The sequence below is a fragment of the Streptomyces sp. NPDC050147 genome (genome assembly GCF_040660195.1).
In the GTDB taxonomy this organism is placed as follows: domain Bacteria; phylum Actinomycetota; class Actinomycetes; order Streptomycetales; family Streptomycetaceae; genus Streptomyces.
Map to the genome: position 1 here is coordinate 1 of NZ_JBFALJ010000055.1, position 14521 is coordinate 14521.

Genomic DNA, 14521 nt, shown 5'->3' on the forward strand with positions numbered 1-14521 from the left:
AAGCCTCCATGTCCTCCCCCTCCTCACTCCTGCACTGGACCCGCAGGATGATCGAAATCCGCAAACAGAACCCCGCCTTCGGACTCGGCTCCTACCTGGAGCTCGCCTCCTCCAACGCCGCCGTCCTCGCCTTCCTCCGCGAGTACAAGGACGACCTGGTCCTGTGCGTGCACAACTTCTCCCGCTTCGCGCAGCCCACCGAGCTCGATCTCCGGGCCTACGACGGCCGCTACCCCGTCGAACTCATGGGCGGCGTCCGCTTCCCCGCCATCGGCGAACTTCCCTATCTCCTGACCCTCGCCGGGCACGGCTCCTACTGGTTCCGACTCTGCGCAAGAGCGCCTAGGACCGTGCGTTCCACAAAGTGATCGGACGTGACGTCATGTCTTCGCCCCTGCTGCTGTCATACGGCACCGAGCCTCACCCCCTCGCCAGCCCGACGCTGACGACCTTGCTGAGTCGCTGGCTGCCGCGGCAAAGATGGTTCGCCCACCGGGAGCGCGCCGTCACCGGCGTCTCCGTGATGGCCGCGACGGAGCTGACCCCCGACGTCTTTCACCTGCTGGTGCGGGTCGAACAGACCGGACTCCCCGAGGACACCGCCTGTTATCAACTGTTGCTCGGCGCCGTCACCGACCTGCCGCCCCGCCTGAAGGGCTGCCTCCTGGGCCGGATGGAGGGCTCCCAGGGACAGGATCTCTGGGTCTATGACGCGCTGTACGACACGCGGGCCACGATCCTTCTTCTCGACCGGATCCGGCGCGGCGGCGTCATGGGATCGCTCCGCTTCGAGTCGTTCCCCCGCTCCGCGGTCCCCGCGGGCCTCATGCCGCGCGTCCTGGACGTCGAGCAGTCGAACACATCCATCGTGTACGGCGACGAGATCATCCTGAAGCTGTTCCGCCGCATCCAGCCCGGCATCAACCCCGACCTGGAGATCCCAGGGGTACTGGCCCGGCACGGGTACACCCGCGTGCCGGAGCCCGTCGCCTGGTTCCACACCTTTCAACCGTTCTGGGGCACGTTGGGCGTCGTTCAGCGCTTCCTGCCCGGAGCGACGGACGGCTGGACCCTGGCCATGCAATCGGCGCTCGCACAGGGCGACTTCTCCGGCCAGGCCCGGGACCTTGGCCGCCTGACGGGCGAGTTGCACGTGGCGCTCGCCGAGTCGTTCCCCGTGGGCGAGCCCACCGCGGACCACCACACACGCCTGGCCGACCAGATGACACAGCGGCTGCTCCAGGCGGCGGCCAGCGTGCCGGCCCTGCGCTCGCACGTGTCGGGCCTGCGGGAGATCTTCATCAAGCTCGCCGCGACGGACGGCGGTCTGCACCTGCAGCGCATCCACGGTGATCTCCATCTGGGCCAGGTGCTGTGGGCGGACGGCCGATGGCATGTCGTCGACTTCGAGGGCGAGCCCGCCAAACCTCTGGCGGAACGGCGCGCCGATCGCTCCCCGATCCATGACATCGCCGGCATGCTGCGCTCCTTCGACTACGCCGCCCACGTGGAGAAGGCGGCGCGCCCGGAGTGGGCCACGCGCTGCCGCACCGCGTTCTGCGACGGGTACGGCGCGACGGGCCTCTTCGACCCGCAGGACATCCCGGTACTGCTGCACGCACACGAGGCGGACCGGGCCGTCTACGAGGTTCTCTACGAGGCGACGCACCGCCCCGACTGGATCACCGTCCCCCTCCGGGCCGTCGCCCGGCTCGCCCGGCTCGCGCGCCACCACTGACCACCCACCACCGATCCCCCATCGACCGCCCGCCACTGATCACCCACCGGGTTCGAGGAGCAGCACACATGGCCGTCACCGAGGTGTCCCCAGCCGTCACCCCCACCGCAGCCGTCCGCGGTGCGTGCGCGCTGCCCCCACTTGCCGACGACGACCGGGGCAGGCTGCTGCGCGGCGCTCACCACGACCCGCACGCCGTCCTGGGCGCGCACCCCGTGCCCCACGGCGTGCACCTGCGCTGCCTGCGTCCCGGCGCGGAGGCGGTCTCCGCCGTACTGGACGGCCTGGAGTGGGAGCTGCACGACGAAGGTGACGGACTGTTCTCGGGAGGCATCCCGGTGCGGCACTCCGGCCCCTACGAGCTGCGGGTGCACTACCCCGAGGCTGTCGTGGAGGTGGCGGACCCCTACGGGTTCCTCCCCACCCTGGGCGAGCTCGACCTGCATCTCTTCTCCGAAGGCCGGCACGAGGAACTCTGGACAGCGCTCGGCGCGCACGTAGGTGAGCACCAAGGGGTCCAGGGCACACGATTCGCCGTATGGGCCCCGAACGCGGCCGGGGTGCGCGTCTGCGGCGACTTCTGTCACTGGGACGGGACGGCGCTGCCCATGCGGTCCCTCGGGTCGTCGGGCGTGTGGGAGCTCTTCGTGCCCGGCCTGGGCGAAGGGGCGATGTACAAGTTCGAGATCACCCGAGCCGACGGTTCCCGTACGCAGCGCGCGGACCCGATGGCGCGCCGGACAGAGACTCCGCCCGCGACGGCTTCCGTCGTGACGCGCAGCCACCACGTGTGGGGCGACGCCCATTGGATGGCACATCGCGCCGACCGCCCGGCCCACGTGGCGCCCATGTCCGTGTACGAGGTCCACCTGGGCTCGTGGAGACCTGGGGCCACCTACCGCGAGCTGGCGACGGAACTGGCGGACTACGTACGGACGTTGGGGTTCACCCACGTCGAGCTGATGCCCGTGGCCGAGCACCCCTTCGGTGGCTCGTGGGGCTATCAGGTCACCGGCTTCTACGCCCCCACGGCGCGCTTCGGAACGCCCGACGACTTCAAGTACCTGGTCGACACGTTGCACCAGGCCGGGATCGGCGTCCTCCTGGACTGGGTGCCCGGCCATTTCCCGCGTGACGAGTGGGCGCTGGCCGCGTTCGACGGCCAACACCTGTACGAGCCGCAGGATGCGCGGCGGGCCGAGCACCCCGACTGGGGCACGCTCGTCTTCGACTACGGCCGCAAGGAGGTCCGCAACTTCCTTGTCGCCAACGCCACTTACTGGTGCGAGGAATTCCACATCGACGGCCTGCGCGTCGACGCCGTCGCCTCGATGCTGTACCTGGACTACTCGCGCGAGGACGGCGCATGGTCACCCAACGCCCACGGCGGACGCGAGAACCTGGACGCCGTGGCCTTCCTCCAGGAGATGAACGCCACCGTCTACCGCCGCTGCCCGGGCGTCATCACCATCGCCGAGGAGTCCACCGCGTGGGACGGGGTCACCCGTGCCACGGACCATGCCTCGGCGGCCGGGCTCGGGGGCCTGGGGTTCGGCTTCAAGTGGAACATGGGCTGGTCCCACGATTCCCTGGCCTACATCGCCCATGAGCCCGTGCACCGCAAGTACCACCACGACGAGATGACGTTCTCGATGGTGTACGCGTACAGCGAGAACTACGTCCTGCCTCTCTCGCACGACGAGGTCGTGCACGGCAAGCAGGCGTTGGTGTCGAAGATGCCGGGTGACTGGTGGCAGCGGCGGGCCAACCACCGCGCCTACCTGGCCTACATGTGGGCGCACCCGGGCAAGCAACTGCTATTCATGGGCCAGGAGTTCGCGCAGGGTGCCGAGTGGTCGGAGGCCGACGGGCCCCAATGGTGGGTGCTCGAGGAGAGCAACCCCGCCCACCTGGAGCACCGCGCGGTCCGGCATCTCGTGGCCGACCTGAACCACCACTACGTCGCGACGCCGTCCCTGTGGGAGCAGGACACCACCCCGTCCGGCTTCAGCTGGATCACCGCGGACGCCGCCGAGGACAACGTCTTCTCCTTCCTCCGCCACGCCTCCGACGGCAGCCCGCTGCTGGCCGTCTTCAACTTCTCGCCGGTGGTGCGCCACGACTACCGACTCGGCGTACCCCCCGAGGCGGGTGGCGCCTGGGAGGAGGTCCTCAACACCGATGCGGCACGCTATGGCGGCGGCGGCATCGGGAACGACGGCCCTCGCCGACAGGAGCCCCACCCCTGCCACGGCCGTGCCGCGTCCATCACCCTGACCCTCCCGCCGCTGGCGGCCCTCTGGCTGAGGCCGGTCGAGGAACCCGAGGGGCCGTGAGCACACGCCTCAGTGCTGAGGCTGCCCCTGCGGAGCTCCGCTCAGGAACTCCGTGACCAGTTCGGGTGGGTTGGCGGCTCGGGTCAGCGCGAACATCTCGTCGGGGTCGAACATGTCGTAGAGGATCACGGGCACGGGCCGTCCGAGGGCGCCGACGATCCCACCGTCCGTGTGGAGTCGGCGCGCGAGGTCGACGCAGAGTTCGTGGAACTGTTCGGCGAGCGCCTCGCCGCGCTCGTCCTCCTCCTGCTCACAGAGGCCGTCCTCGTCCTCGTACCAGAGGCCTTGAGCCATCGCTTCACGCCGGTGCAGATCGGCGCCGACCGGATCGTGCGCGGGATCGTGCCCGATGACACGAATGCCTTCCAGTGCCGACGGCGGGAAGTAGGCGTAGTTCCAGCGCGTCTCCCACGGCTCCGACACTCCCGTCTCGGCGAACTGCCGGGCCACCTCGGTCTCGGTGTTGTAGCCGATCGCCAGGTACGGGAACCTCGGGTCCTGATCGACGCCGTCGATCCGGAACGTGACCGCGTAGATCTCGGCGGTCGACTCCTGCGGAAACTCGGCCAGGGTGCGCGCGGCCGCCTCCGCCATGTGCTGCCGGAATGTCCGCAACAGCCCTTCTCCTCCCCCGTGTTGCGCCTGCTTACCGCCGTGACCAGGTCGCTGCCGGTCACTCGCACCGCTCACCCTAGTTCAGTCGATGACCGCGGTGGCTTCGACCTCCACCAGGTGTTCGGGGACGTCCAGTGCCGCAACGCCCACCAGCGTGCCCGGCGGTACCGGCGCGACCCCCAGCTTGGCGGCGGCCCGAGCGGCTCCCTCGCCGAAGAGGGCCATCTTGTCAGGGGTCCAGTCGACGACGTACACGGTCAGTTTCGCCACGTCGTCGAAGGAAGCGCCGACCCCGGCGAGGGCGGTGGCCACGTTCAGGTAGCACTGCTCGACCTGAGCGGCGAGGTCGCCTTCGCCGACCGTGACTCCCCCGGCGTCCCAGGCGACCTGCCCGGCGATGAACACCAGCTTCGACCCCGTCGCGACCGACACCTGCCGGTAGGCGTCAACCTTCGGCAACCCGTCGGGGTTCACCAGAGTGATGGCCATGATGTTGTCTCTCCTCGTCCTTGGTGTCCGTGGGCTCGCTCGCCACCAGGGCAAGTGACCCGTGCTCTCCGCTGGTTACTGGATAACCGTAGGAGAGTCTCCGCTGACGTGGAAGAACGCACTTTCCGGTGACTGAGGAACCGTTCGGTTACCTAGGAGTGCACGACGCCTCCGTCACTGCGGCGAGCCGGAAGCGGAGATCCGTACGCGGTCGCTCTCGTTGTCGGAGAGGAACGCCGCCAGCGTCTGGCCCTCCTCGGTGACCGCGGTGCGAACGGCCCGGGTGAAGGGGCCGAGCGGGGCGACCGTCACGGTGTCCGCCTCCACGGTCCAGGTGGCGGCGACCCGGCCGTCGACCAGGACGACCCGGGCGCCGGCGACGGACAGGCCCCGGTGGGCGTCGTCGATGATCCGGGTGCGGTCTTGGTAGCCGAGGATCGCGTTGTCGAACGCGGGCAGGAACCGCACCGGCGCGGGCGTGTCGGGATCCGGCCGCGGCGCGTCGGGCAGGTCCAGCAGTTCCCGGCCCCGCTCGTCCCGGAAGGTGATCAGCTCGTCTCGCAGCGCGGCCACGGCTGCCGGCAGCCCGGCGAGGCCGCACCAGGCGCGCAGGTCGGCCGACGCGGCGGGTCCGAACGCGGCCAGATAGCGGCGCAGCAGCGCCTGACCCACGGGATCGCAGCCCTCCGCGGGCAGCGGGTCGATCTCGCGCTTCAGCCAGGCCGCCAGCGGAGCGTTGCGCACACCCGCCTTCGTCCGCCAGAGTCCCCGCGGCGGCGACTGCACCATCGGGACGACGGCCATCAGCATCTCCCCCAGCGCCCGCGGTCCCGGCTCCGGCCAGCGCTCGGCGAGCGCACGCGCGAGCTGGGTCATCGAGCGCGGCTCACCGTCCGCCATGACCGCCCGGCCCGCCGCGGCGAGCTCGTCGAGGTCTGTCCCGTCGAGCTCACCGCGGTAGACGCCGAGTACCCGTTGGCGCAGCATCGTGTCGTGGCGGGCACGCCAGGCCAGGGCGTCGTCGGCGGTGACGAGATGAATGGTGCGCCGCATGAGGTGGGTGCGCACCACGTGCCGCCGTACGAGATGGTCCGAGAGCTCCGCCGGGTCGAACGCCCGCAGCCGGGACCAGAGGCCGAAGAAGGGCTCCTGCGGTTCCTGCGCCTGCAGACCGCCGAGGTGCGCGACCGCGTCGAGGGTCGGTACGTCGGCCCGCTCGAGCAGCAGTTGGCGGGCGAGCGTCGCGCGGTTGAGCGCCCGGGAGTCGAGAACGGTCATCGGAGGCCTCCTTCTCAGCTCGACTTCCGACCGTCGAGCGCCTCGCGCAGGATGTCCGCGTGTCCGGCGTGCTGGGCCGTCTCGGCGATGACGTGCATCAGCACCCCGCGCACGCTGCGTACGGCTCCCGGCTCGTGCCAGGGGGCTTGGGGAAGCGGGTGCGTCAGCGACAGGTCGGGTACGGCGGCGATGATCTCCTCACTGCGGGCGGCGACCTCCTCGTAGCGCGCGACGATCCCGGGCAGCGTCTCGCCGGGCAGCATCCGGAAGTCGTTCTGGTGGTCGATCGCCCACTGCGGGAATTCGCGTGCCGTTCCGGTCGCGAGGTCCTCCCAGGTGACACCGTCGGGCAGGTCGTAGCGCATCGCCGACGGGCCGTCGAGGACGAAGCGCAGCCATCCTTCCTCGATGGACGCGACATGCTTGATCAGCCCGCCGAGGCACAGGGCGCTGACCGTCGGCTGTTGGCCGGCCTGCTCGTCGCTGAGCTCACTCACCGTGTTGAGCAGGGCGGATCGCGCGGCGGCGAGTCCGGCGAGCAGGTCGGCGCGCTCGGTGTCGAGCGTCAGGGTGGAGGGCGTGGGGGTGCTGGGCGAAGTGGGGGTGGTGGGCGTGGTGGTCACGGTGGTCGCGCCTTCCGGTCAGTTGTTCTCGTTGTCGGACAGGGACGACCCTCGCAGGAGTAGCGGTCAGGTTGTGGCCGCTTCTCGGGGCACCATGGGTTCATGCCGAAAACTTCAGGGCGACTGCTCTCGCTGCTCTCTCTGCTCCAGGCGCGGCGGGACTGGCCGGGGGCGCTGCTGGCGGAGCGGCTTGGCGTCAGCGCGCGCACCGTGCGCCGCGACGTCGATCGGCTGCGCGAGCTCGGCTACCCCGTCGTGGCCGTCAAGGGACCCGACGGGGGCTACCGGCTGGACGCGGGCGCGCAGCTGCCCCCTCTGCTGTTCGACGACGAGCAGGCCGTGGCCCTCGCCGTGGCCCTCCAGATCGCCACCACCACCGGCGCCGGCATCGAGGAGGCCGCGGCGCGTGCGCTGACCACTGTCCGGCAGGTCATGCCCGCGCGGCTGCGCCGCCGCATCGACACCCTCCAGGTGACCGCCGTCCAGCGGCCGTCCCGCACGCCGAACCCCCAGGTGACCGGCGACGTCCTCATGACGCTCAGCGCCGCCGTGCACGCTCGCGAAGTGCTGCGTTTCGACTACGCCCCCGTGTCCCCGCCCGAGGCCACCGACGCCGACCACACCGGTTCCCCTCCCCGCCGGGTGGAGCCCCACCACCTCGTCACCTGGGGCGCACGCTGGTATCTCGTCGCCTGGGACCTCGACCGCGAGGACTGGCGCACCTTCCGCGCGGACCGGATCGCCCCGCGCACTCCCCCGGGCCCGCGCTTCACGCCGCGCGAAGTGCCCGGCGGTGACGTGGCGGCCTTCGTCGCCGGCAGGTTCCAGGGCTTCGACGGCTCGGGTCACTGGCCCTGCCGCGGCGAGGTGATCCTCGACCTGCCCGCGGCCGTCGTGTCCCGCTACAGCCGCGAGGGGATCGTCGAGGAGCTCGGCCCCGACCGCTGTCGACTCGTCCTCGGCTCATGGTCGTGGCCCGCTCTGGCCGCCGCCATCGGCGGGTTCGACGCCGACATCGAGGTCATCGGACCCAGTGAACTCAAGGAAGCCTTCGCCCACTTGGCACGCCGTTACGCCAACGCTGCGGCCCGCACGGCACCCTGACGGGCCTGCGCCAGGCGCTCCTTGAACGGCAGCCGCGTGATCGGGGCGGCAACGGCGGGCCCGAGCGTGACGCCGACCGCCGCGGCCGGCGTCTGGGCCGAGGCCGCGTCGAGGGAGCCGGGCAAAAGAGCGCCGGTGGGTCGGCTCGCTCCGAACAGGACGGCCACCGCGGCCAACGCGGCAGGCCGGCGGTGTCGTACGCCTTCGACAGTGTCGTCGACGACGTTCACGACGAGCACCACCGCCATGAGGTGGGAGCCGCCGAATTCGTCGTCCCACCGGGTCACCGTGAACCCGGCACCGACGGCCAGAACCGCCAGCCGGATTCCCACGAGCCTTCGCCGAAACGTCGGTTGCTCGCGTCTCGCGTCACGTGAGAGCGCGCCGCGGTCGTGGCCCCTACTTGTTCGGGTCCCGGAAGCGGCCGAACGCCTTCGTCAGGGCGCTCAGCGGCGAGCCGTCCGCCTTGACGTGACCTGGAGTGGACGGCCGCGGCACGCCGTCGCCGCCGGTCACCTCGGCCAGCGCGGCCTGCGCCGCCTCGGCCGCCTGCTGGTACAGGTCACGGGAGTTCGTCATGGCTTCAAGTGCTTCGGCGTACTTGGTGACCATGCCCTGGGCGTGGGCCAGCTCCTCCTCCGGGGTGAGCAGGTGCCATCCCTGGCGCAGCCGGGTCAGGGCCCGCTCGGCCTCGGCGGGCAGCGGTCGCGGCAGTGCGGCGAACTCCTTGATCCTGTCGAGGAGTTCGGTCGGTTCCGTGCCGTCCAGGAACACGGTGCGCACGGTGAAGCGCTCAGCGTCGTAGTCCGGGGTCTGCGGCGCCGTGGGCAGGACGACGGCGCCGCCACGCGGCATCCGCACGCTCAGCTCCCGCTTCATCGCGAAGTCGGCGATCTGCGCCTGCTCCGGCGTGCCACGGTGCTCGACCACTTGGTGCCGCAGGCTCGGCGGCAGGAAAGTGGTGAGGGGCCGCTGCCCGATCGCGTCCGGCGTCATCGCCTCGTGCACGACCAGATGGATGAACCAGCTCTGCCGGATGCAGTCCCGCAGCCGATGGCGCAGCTCGTCGTCGTCCTTCGGCAGGTGGTTCGTCGTCCGCAGGCGCACGCCCGGCACCGTGTCGTGGTCCCAGGAAACCCGTTCGCTGTCGGGCCAGAACATGAGGGCGGGCGACGGCCAGCGCACGTCCCACACCGCCTCCGCCTCGGCGGCGATGACCCAGGTGACGCCCTCGCCTTCCTTGCGGCGGTTCTCGGGGTCGTACAGGGTCAGCTGTGCGCGCACCGTGACATCGTCGGCCACGCGCCAGCGGGCCTCGAAGAGGCGGCGGGCGAAGGGGCCGGGATCGGCGGACTCGTCCCGCGGATGCAGGACGGTGGAGCGCGCCGCCTCGACGGGGTCGAGGTCAAGGAAGTCGTCGAGCACCCCGGCCGCCTTGAGGGCGATCAGGTTGCGCCGGACGTCCTGCTCGGGCTCGGGCCCGAGGTGGCGCCCGCGCCCCAGCCACGCGGTGTCGGGGACGGTGGTCGAGGAGCTGCTCTTCTTGGCCATAAAGTCGTTCTGTCAGTGATCGGGGCCCGACCAGTATGGACCTTGGAACCGAAGAGGGAAGCTCGGCCCCGCCCGTGGGCGCGTCACGCCGTCACGGACCGTGCGTAAGGCGTCAACCCGCTCTGAAACAGCCATCGCAGGGCAAACGGGGGCGACCCCGTCTCCGTACCGGGAAACATCAGATCGGTGGCTGCGGGACCGATGAGTCTTCGTGCGGCACGCTGTCTGCCAAGTGAGAGGGACAGACAGGTCCCCGGTCACGGAAGTGGTGCGCGATGAGGTTGGTACTGCAGGAGTTCCTGTCGCTGGACGGCGTCTACCAAGGCCCGGGGGCGCCGGACGAGGACACCAGCGACGGGTTCACCCGGGGCGGCTGGTTCGTGCCGCACCTGGACGAGGAGTTCGAACGCCTGGCGGTCGAGTGGCTCGGTCGGGCGGACGCGTTCCTGTTCGGCCGCCGCACGTATCTGAACTTCGCGCGGGACTGGCCGAAGATGACCGAGCACCCCTCGGCCGCCCTCTTGAACGGGCTGCCGAAGTACGTGGCCTCCCACAGCCTGACCACGGCCGAATGGGACCCGACCACGATCCTGTCCGGCGACATCCCCGCCCAGGTCGCCGAGGTGAAGCGGCAGCCCGGCCGCGAGCTGCAGATCCACGGCAGTGGACGGCTCGGCCAGTCCCTGCTGGCCGCCGGCCTGGTCGACGAACTGCGCCTGGCGATCGCGCCCGTCGTCGTGGGAACGGGCCGCCGCCTGCTGCCGGACGGCGGCGCACCCGTCGGCCTGCGGCTCCTGAGCAACGAGACGACACCTGGCGGACTGGCGATTCACGTCTACGAATCGACAGGGCGACCGGAGTACGGGACGTACGGGGCCGACGCGTAGGGTCAGCCGCCGCGCTCGAGGCGTACGACGACGGGGGCGCCGAAGGGATCTCCCGACTGGTTGACCTGGACGTGCCCGGCGCCGAGCCACGCGTCGGTGCCGGGCACCCGGTGGATCTCCTCCAGCCACAGCGACTGGTTGGATCCCTTGCGGGCTCCCGTCGACAAGGGCAGGCGATGGCGTGCGATCTTCACGCACCGGCCGTCGTCGGTCAGGTACCAGTTGCCGTCGAGGAACAGGCCCCCGCCGTCCTGACCCACCGGGGTCCGCGTCTCGCATCCACCGGGCGCGCTCTCCTGCTCGACCCACTTCGTGCCGTCCCAGCGCAGCCGGATGAACTCGTCCGCGGGCTCGTTCTCGACCTCACCGTGGTTGAAGGTGTTGGTGCCGTACGCGCGCACCTCACCGCTGTCGAGCGCGAAGACCTGGGCGAGGCCGGCGCCGGGCTCCGGCGGGAGCGGTTCCTCGAAGCGGGCCTGGGGGGTCTCCACCGCCTTCCAGGAGGTGCCGTCCCAGTGCATCGAGGCGGGCTGGCTGTACCCGCCGTCGGAGCCTTCCAGCTGGGTGCCGGGGCCGGTCGAGCGGCTGCCGACGGCCCAGACGTCGTCCGGCCCCACCACGGCGAGGTCGGACGCTTCGTACGGCAGTCGGGTCGCGTTCCACCGGGTGCCGTCCCAGTGCTGGGCGGTCTGCTCACCGCTGAGGGCCCAGATGTCGTACGGGCCCGAGGAATCGAGTTCACCGATGTTGCCCGGCGGTGGGCTGGGCAACGCGGACCAGTTGGTGCCGTCCCATTTGGCCCAGCGGTTCACGGCGGAGGCGTCTTTCAAGTTCTGCGGGCGAAGCCACAGTTCTTTCTCTCCGACCTCTTCGAGCGACGGCGGGTAGGCGCTGTCGCCGAGAGCGTCGGGGAGGGGCTCGCGCTTCCACTTCGAACCGTCGTAGTGCAGCAGGTGGGCGTTGGACTCACCGTTGTTCTCGCTCCCGACGGCCCAGATGTCGTCCTCGGCCAGGACGGCGACATCGGCGAGCTTTCCGCTGAAGTCCGCGATGTGTTCGAACTCCCAGGTGAGAGAGGCTGCCGCGCCCTTCGGCCGCTTGTCCTTCGCGGCGGAGCCGGTGCCCCCGGACCCCTTTGGTTCGGAGCTCGTCCCGCACCCCGTAGCCCCGAGCACAACGGCCAGCACGACGCCGACCACCCCTGTCTTGCGCCTGAGCCCCACAACGCCTCGAATGATCGCTCCCCCTTGTCTCACATCAGCGAGCGGGCAGCCTACCCGGTGAGATGCGCGGGCGGTTCGCCATGGCGGCCCACGCCACTCCACGGCCGACACCACGGTGCCCGTGACCGGGGTCTGCGGGGAAGACAGCGGCGCCTCACCCGCCCCCTCGGGGTCAGGTGAGGCGCCGCATCCAGGCCCGAGGGTCTAGAAGTCCATGTCGCCGCCCGGCTCGCCGGCGCGCTCGGGGCGTCGGTGTTCCTCAACCCTCTCGACGTCGGTCTGCTCGCCCTGCCTGCGGGACTGCTGCTTGCCGCGCTCCTGGTCGCGAGCGCGGCGCTTGTCCCGGGGAGACTGACGTTTACCCATGGTCGGTCCTTACGTTCGGTGCACGCACCCTTGCGTGCGGTAACAGATCCAGTGCAACGCCACCCCTGGCCGCTGGCCGTTACAAGTACCGCCCCAGGCATTGATCGACCGTCATCAGCGCAGGTCAGCGCTTATGCATCCCGGTCACCGCCCCGGCCTGGAACGTCTTGCGGTACAGCTGCGGCGAGACTCCGATGGCCGTGTGCAAGTGCTGCCGCAGGGACGTGCCGGTGGCGAAACCGACCTCCGCGGCGATCCGGTCGACCGGCAGGTCGGTGGACTCCAGCAGGTGCCGGGCCCGGTGCACCCGCTGCTGGATCAGCCACCGACCCGGGCTCGTGCCCGTCTCCTCCTGGAAGCGGCGGGCGAAGGTGCGCGGGCTCAGCCGGGCGTGCGCGGCCAGCTCCCGCAGGGCGAGCGGCCGGTCGAGGTGCTCCAGGGCCCAGGCGCGGGTGGCGGCGGTGCCGGTGGCGCCCTCGTCCGGGATCGGCTGCTCGATGTACTGGGCCTGGCCGCCCTCTCGCCACGGGGGCACGACACAGTACCGGGCGACCCGGTTGGCGACCGCGCTGCCGTGGTCGCGGCGCACCACGTGCAGGCACACGTCGACCCCGGAGGCGGCCCCCGCCGAGGTGAGCACGTCGCCGTCGTCGACGAACAGCACGTCGGGGTCCAGGTCGACGCCGGGGAACATCTTCCGGAAGTGGTCCGCGAGCGCCCAGTGCGTCGTCGCGGGGCGCCCGTCGAGCAGCCCCGCCGCGGCGAGCGTGAACGCCCCCGTACAGATGGAGACGAGCCGCGTGCCGGGCCTGATCCGGGCGAGCGCGTCGCGTACCGGCTCCGGCAGCTCGGCGGTGAGGCGCCGCAGGTCGTACGGCGGCAGTACCACCGTGTCCGCGCTCGCCAGCGCCTCGGGGCCGTGCCCGACGGTGATGCTGAAATCGGCGTTGGTGGCCACCGTGCGATCCTCCGTCACCGCGCACGTCACCACCTCGTAGGCCCCGGGAACCAGCGAGAAGACCCTGTTCGGTATGGACAGCTCGAAGGGGTAGACGCCGTCGAGAGCGAGGACGACCACGCGGTGCGGGCGATCGGCGAGGAACTCCATCGAAGCCATGGCACGATCCTATCGCTTCATGGCAATCTTGCCATTGCCCAGGTCAAGCCCTTACCGCACGCTGGAGTCATGACCAACAACACCGCGTCTCAGCCCGCAGAGCCGATCCACCCGACCATGAAGGCCATCAGCCAGGACACCCTGGGCGACCCCGGCGTACTGAAGGAGATCGAGGTCGCTCGCCCCGAGCCCGGAGTCGGCCAGGTCCTCGTCGCCGTGCACGCGGCCGGCGTGAACCCCACCGACTGGAAGCACCGCAGGTTCGGTGCCTTCCTGGGCGAGCCGCCGTTCACGCTCGGCTGGGACGTGTCGGGCGTGGTCGAGGCGGTCGGCATCGGCGTCTCGCTGTTCAAGCCGGGCGACGAGGTGTTCGGCATGCTGCCGTACCCGTACGGGGCCGGTGCGCACGCCGAGTACGTGACGGGCCCCACCCGTGCCTTCGTGCCGAGGCCCGCGGGGTTGAGCCATGTCGAGGCGGGCGCCCTGCCGCTGGTCTCGCTGACCGCCTGGCAGGCGCTGGTCGACAACGCGCGAGTAGAGGCGGGACAGCGGGTGCTGGTGCACGCGGCTGCGGGCGGCGTGGGCCATGCGGCGGTGCAGATCGCCAAGGCACGCGGCGCGTACGTCATCGGCACGGCCTCGGCCCCCAAGCACGACTTCGTCCGCGGCCTGGGGGCGGACGAGGTCATCGACTACCGCACCGCGGACTTCGTGAAGGAGGCCCGTGACATCGACGTCGTCCTCGACCCGCTGGGCGGCGAGGACCGCCTGCGCTCCCTGGAGGTGCTGCGTCCGGGCGGCATCCTGGTGTCGATCCTGCCCGGCAACTTCGGTGAAGTGGCCGAGCGGGCGGCCGAGTTGGGCGTCCGCGCCACGGACATGCTCGTGGAGCACGACCAAGCGGGCATGACGGCCGTCGCGGCACTCGCCGATTCCGGGCGGCTGCGGGTCCACGTGTCGAAGACGTACCCGCTCTCCGAGGCCGCCAAGGCCCACGCAGAGGGCGAGACGGGCCGCGTCACGGGGAAGCTGGTACTCACGGTCCGCCCGTAGGCGCGCCTGACCGACGGCTCGAAACGGGAGCGGGCGGCACCGGTCCGGCACGGACGCTGCCAGAACCGCGTGTGCCACCGACTTCATGCCCGTGCGCGAGGCGTCCCCGCCACGCGTACGCTCCTTCAGCCAGAACCGCTG

General features: G+C 70.8%; 15 protein-coding genes. 6 read left to right on the plus strand and 9 right to left on the minus strand.

The window, feature by feature from the left end; all coding sequences use genetic code 11:
* The 3 genes from AB0I94_RS41655 to glgB all read left to right on the plus strand — a co-directional run.
* Positions 1–368: alpha-glucosidase C-terminal domain-containing protein (locus AB0I94_RS41655; protein ID WP_363315037.1), on the plus strand; the 368-nt coding region annotated here is incomplete at its 5' end.
* Between the two features lie 14 nt (positions 369–382).
* Positions 383–1738 carry a phosphotransferase gene (locus tag AB0I94_RS41660; protein ID WP_363315038.1) on the plus strand — a complete coding sequence of 452 codons (1356 nt, stop codon included), beginning with the start codon at positions 383–385 and terminating at the stop codon, positions 1736–1738.
* A 68-nt stretch (positions 1739–1806) separates the two neighbouring features.
* Positions 1807–4074, plus strand: a complete 2268-nt coding sequence (gene glgB, locus AB0I94_RS41665; protein ID WP_363315039.1) for a 1,4-alpha-glucan branching protein GlgB — start codon at positions 1807–1809, stop codon at positions 4072–4074.
* A gap of 9 nt (positions 4075–4083) precedes the next feature.
* On the opposite strand, the gene AB0I94_RS41670 is transcribed toward glgB, so the two are convergent.
* The 4 genes from AB0I94_RS41670 to AB0I94_RS41685 form a co-directional block, all read right to left on the minus strand.
* Complete coding sequence (locus tag AB0I94_RS41670; protein ID WP_363315040.1) at positions 4084–4689, minus strand: hypothetical protein; 606 nt, start codon at positions 4687–4689, stop codon at positions 4084–4086.
* Positions 4690–4770: 81 nt separating this feature from the next.
* On the minus strand, positions 4771–5178 hold the full coding sequence (locus tag AB0I94_RS41675) for a RidA family protein (RefSeq protein ID WP_363315042.1): 408 nt from the start codon (positions 5176–5178) through the stop codon (positions 4771–4773).
* A gap of 174 nt (positions 5179–5352) precedes the next feature.
* Positions 5353–6456: a winged helix DNA-binding domain-containing protein gene (locus tag AB0I94_RS41680; protein WP_363315043.1), complete on the minus strand. Its 1104-nt coding sequence runs from the start codon at positions 6454–6456 to the stop codon at positions 5353–5355.
* Between the two features lie 14 nt (positions 6457–6470).
* Positions 6471–7079 carry a DinB family protein gene (locus AB0I94_RS41685; RefSeq protein ID WP_363315044.1) on the minus strand — a complete coding sequence of 203 codons (609 nt, stop codon included), beginning with the start codon at positions 7077–7079 and terminating at the stop codon, positions 6471–6473.
* 102 nt (positions 7080–7181) lie between these two features.
* On the opposite strand from AB0I94_RS41685, the gene AB0I94_RS41690 reads away from it, so the two are divergent.
* Positions 7182–8183: a WYL domain-containing protein gene (locus AB0I94_RS41690; protein ID WP_363315045.1), complete on the plus strand. Its 1002-nt coding sequence runs from the start codon at positions 7182–7184 to the stop codon at positions 8181–8183.
* Here the strand turns inward: AB0I94_RS41690 and AB0I94_RS41695 are convergent.
* Together AB0I94_RS41695 and AB0I94_RS41700 are read right to left on the minus strand one after the other, a co-directional pair.
* Entirely contained in the window at positions 8150–8515 is a 366-nt protein-coding gene (locus AB0I94_RS41695; RefSeq protein WP_363315046.1) for a hypothetical protein, read from the minus strand. The two genes, AB0I94_RS41690 and AB0I94_RS41695, sit on opposite strands and share 34 nt — an antisense overlap.
* A gap of 67 nt (positions 8516–8582) precedes the next feature.
* Positions 8583–9734 carry a hypothetical protein gene (locus tag AB0I94_RS41700; RefSeq protein WP_363315047.1) on the minus strand — a complete coding sequence of 384 codons (1152 nt, stop codon included), beginning with the start codon at positions 9732–9734 and terminating at the stop codon, positions 8583–8585.
* A 275-nt stretch (positions 9735–10009) separates the two neighbouring features.
* Between AB0I94_RS41700 and AB0I94_RS41705 the strand changes: the two genes are divergently transcribed.
* Positions 10010–10621 (plus strand): dihydrofolate reductase family protein, encoded by a 612-nt coding sequence (locus AB0I94_RS41705; RefSeq protein WP_363315048.1) that lies wholly within the window; start codon positions 10010–10012, stop codon positions 10619–10621.
* 2 nt (positions 10622–10623) lie between these two features.
* Here the strand turns inward: AB0I94_RS41705 and AB0I94_RS41710 are convergent, their stop codons facing one another.
* The 3 genes from AB0I94_RS41710 to AB0I94_RS41720 all read right to left on the minus strand — a co-directional run bounded on the left by AB0I94_RS41710 (position 10624) and on the right by AB0I94_RS41720 (position 13327).
* Entirely contained in the window at positions 10624–11808 is a 1185-nt protein-coding gene (locus AB0I94_RS41710) for a hypothetical protein (protein WP_363315049.1), read from the minus strand.
* Between the two features lie 240 nt (positions 11809–12048).
* A complete protein-coding gene (locus AB0I94_RS41715) occupies positions 12049–12210 on the minus strand; it encodes a hypothetical protein (protein ID WP_363315050.1) in 162 nt (53 codons plus the stop codon).
* 124 nt (positions 12211–12334) lie between these two features.
* A complete protein-coding gene (locus AB0I94_RS41720) occupies positions 12335–13327 on the minus strand; it encodes a helix-turn-helix domain-containing protein (protein WP_363315051.1) in 993 nt (330 codons plus the stop codon).
* Between the two features lie 69 nt (positions 13328–13396).
* On the opposite strand from AB0I94_RS41720, the gene AB0I94_RS41725 reads away from it, so the two are divergent.
* Positions 13397–14380, plus strand: coding sequence for an NADP-dependent oxidoreductase (locus AB0I94_RS41725; RefSeq protein WP_363315052.1), 984 nt, complete (start codon positions 13397–13399; stop codon positions 14378–14380).
* Positions 14381–14521 lie beyond the last annotated feature (141 nt).

Excerpts from the sequence above, each read along its gene's own strand:
- AB0I94_RS41660 (WP_363315038.1), top strand. The coding sequence starts at position 383 with ATGTCTTCGCCCCTGCTGCTGTCATACGGCACCGAGCCTCACCCCCTC.
- glgB (WP_363315039.1), top strand. The coding sequence starts at position 1,807 with ATGGCCGTCACCGAGGTGTCCCCAGCCGTCACCCCCACCGCAGCCGTC.
- AB0I94_RS41675 (WP_363315042.1), bottom strand. The coding sequence starts at position 5,178 with ATGGCCATCACTCTGGTGAACCCCGACGGGTTGCCGAAGGTTGACGCC.
- AB0I94_RS41680 (WP_363315043.1), bottom strand. The coding sequence starts at position 6,456 with ATGACCGTTCTCGACTCCCGGGCGCTCAACCGCGCGACGCTCGCCCGC.
- AB0I94_RS41690 (WP_363315045.1), top strand. The coding sequence starts at position 7,182 with ATGCCGAAAACTTCAGGGCGACTGCTCTCGCTGCTCTCTCTGCTCCAG.
- AB0I94_RS41700 (WP_363315047.1), bottom strand. The coding sequence starts at position 9,734 with ATGGCCAAGAAGAGCAGCTCCTCGACCACCGTCCCCGACACCGCGTGG.
- AB0I94_RS41705 (WP_363315048.1), top strand. The coding sequence starts at position 10,010 with ATGAGGTTGGTACTGCAGGAGTTCCTGTCGCTGGACGGCGTCTACCAA.
- AB0I94_RS41715 (WP_363315050.1), bottom strand. The coding sequence starts at position 12,210 with ATGGGTAAACGTCAGTCTCCCCGGGACAAGCGCCGCGCTCGCGACCAG.
- AB0I94_RS41720 (WP_363315051.1), bottom strand. The coding sequence starts at position 13,327 with ATGGCTTCGATGGAGTTCCTCGCCGATCGCCCGCACCGCGTGGTCGTC.
- AB0I94_RS41725 (WP_363315052.1), top strand. The coding sequence starts at position 13,397 with ATGACCAACAACACCGCGTCTCAGCCCGCAGAGCCGATCCACCCGACC.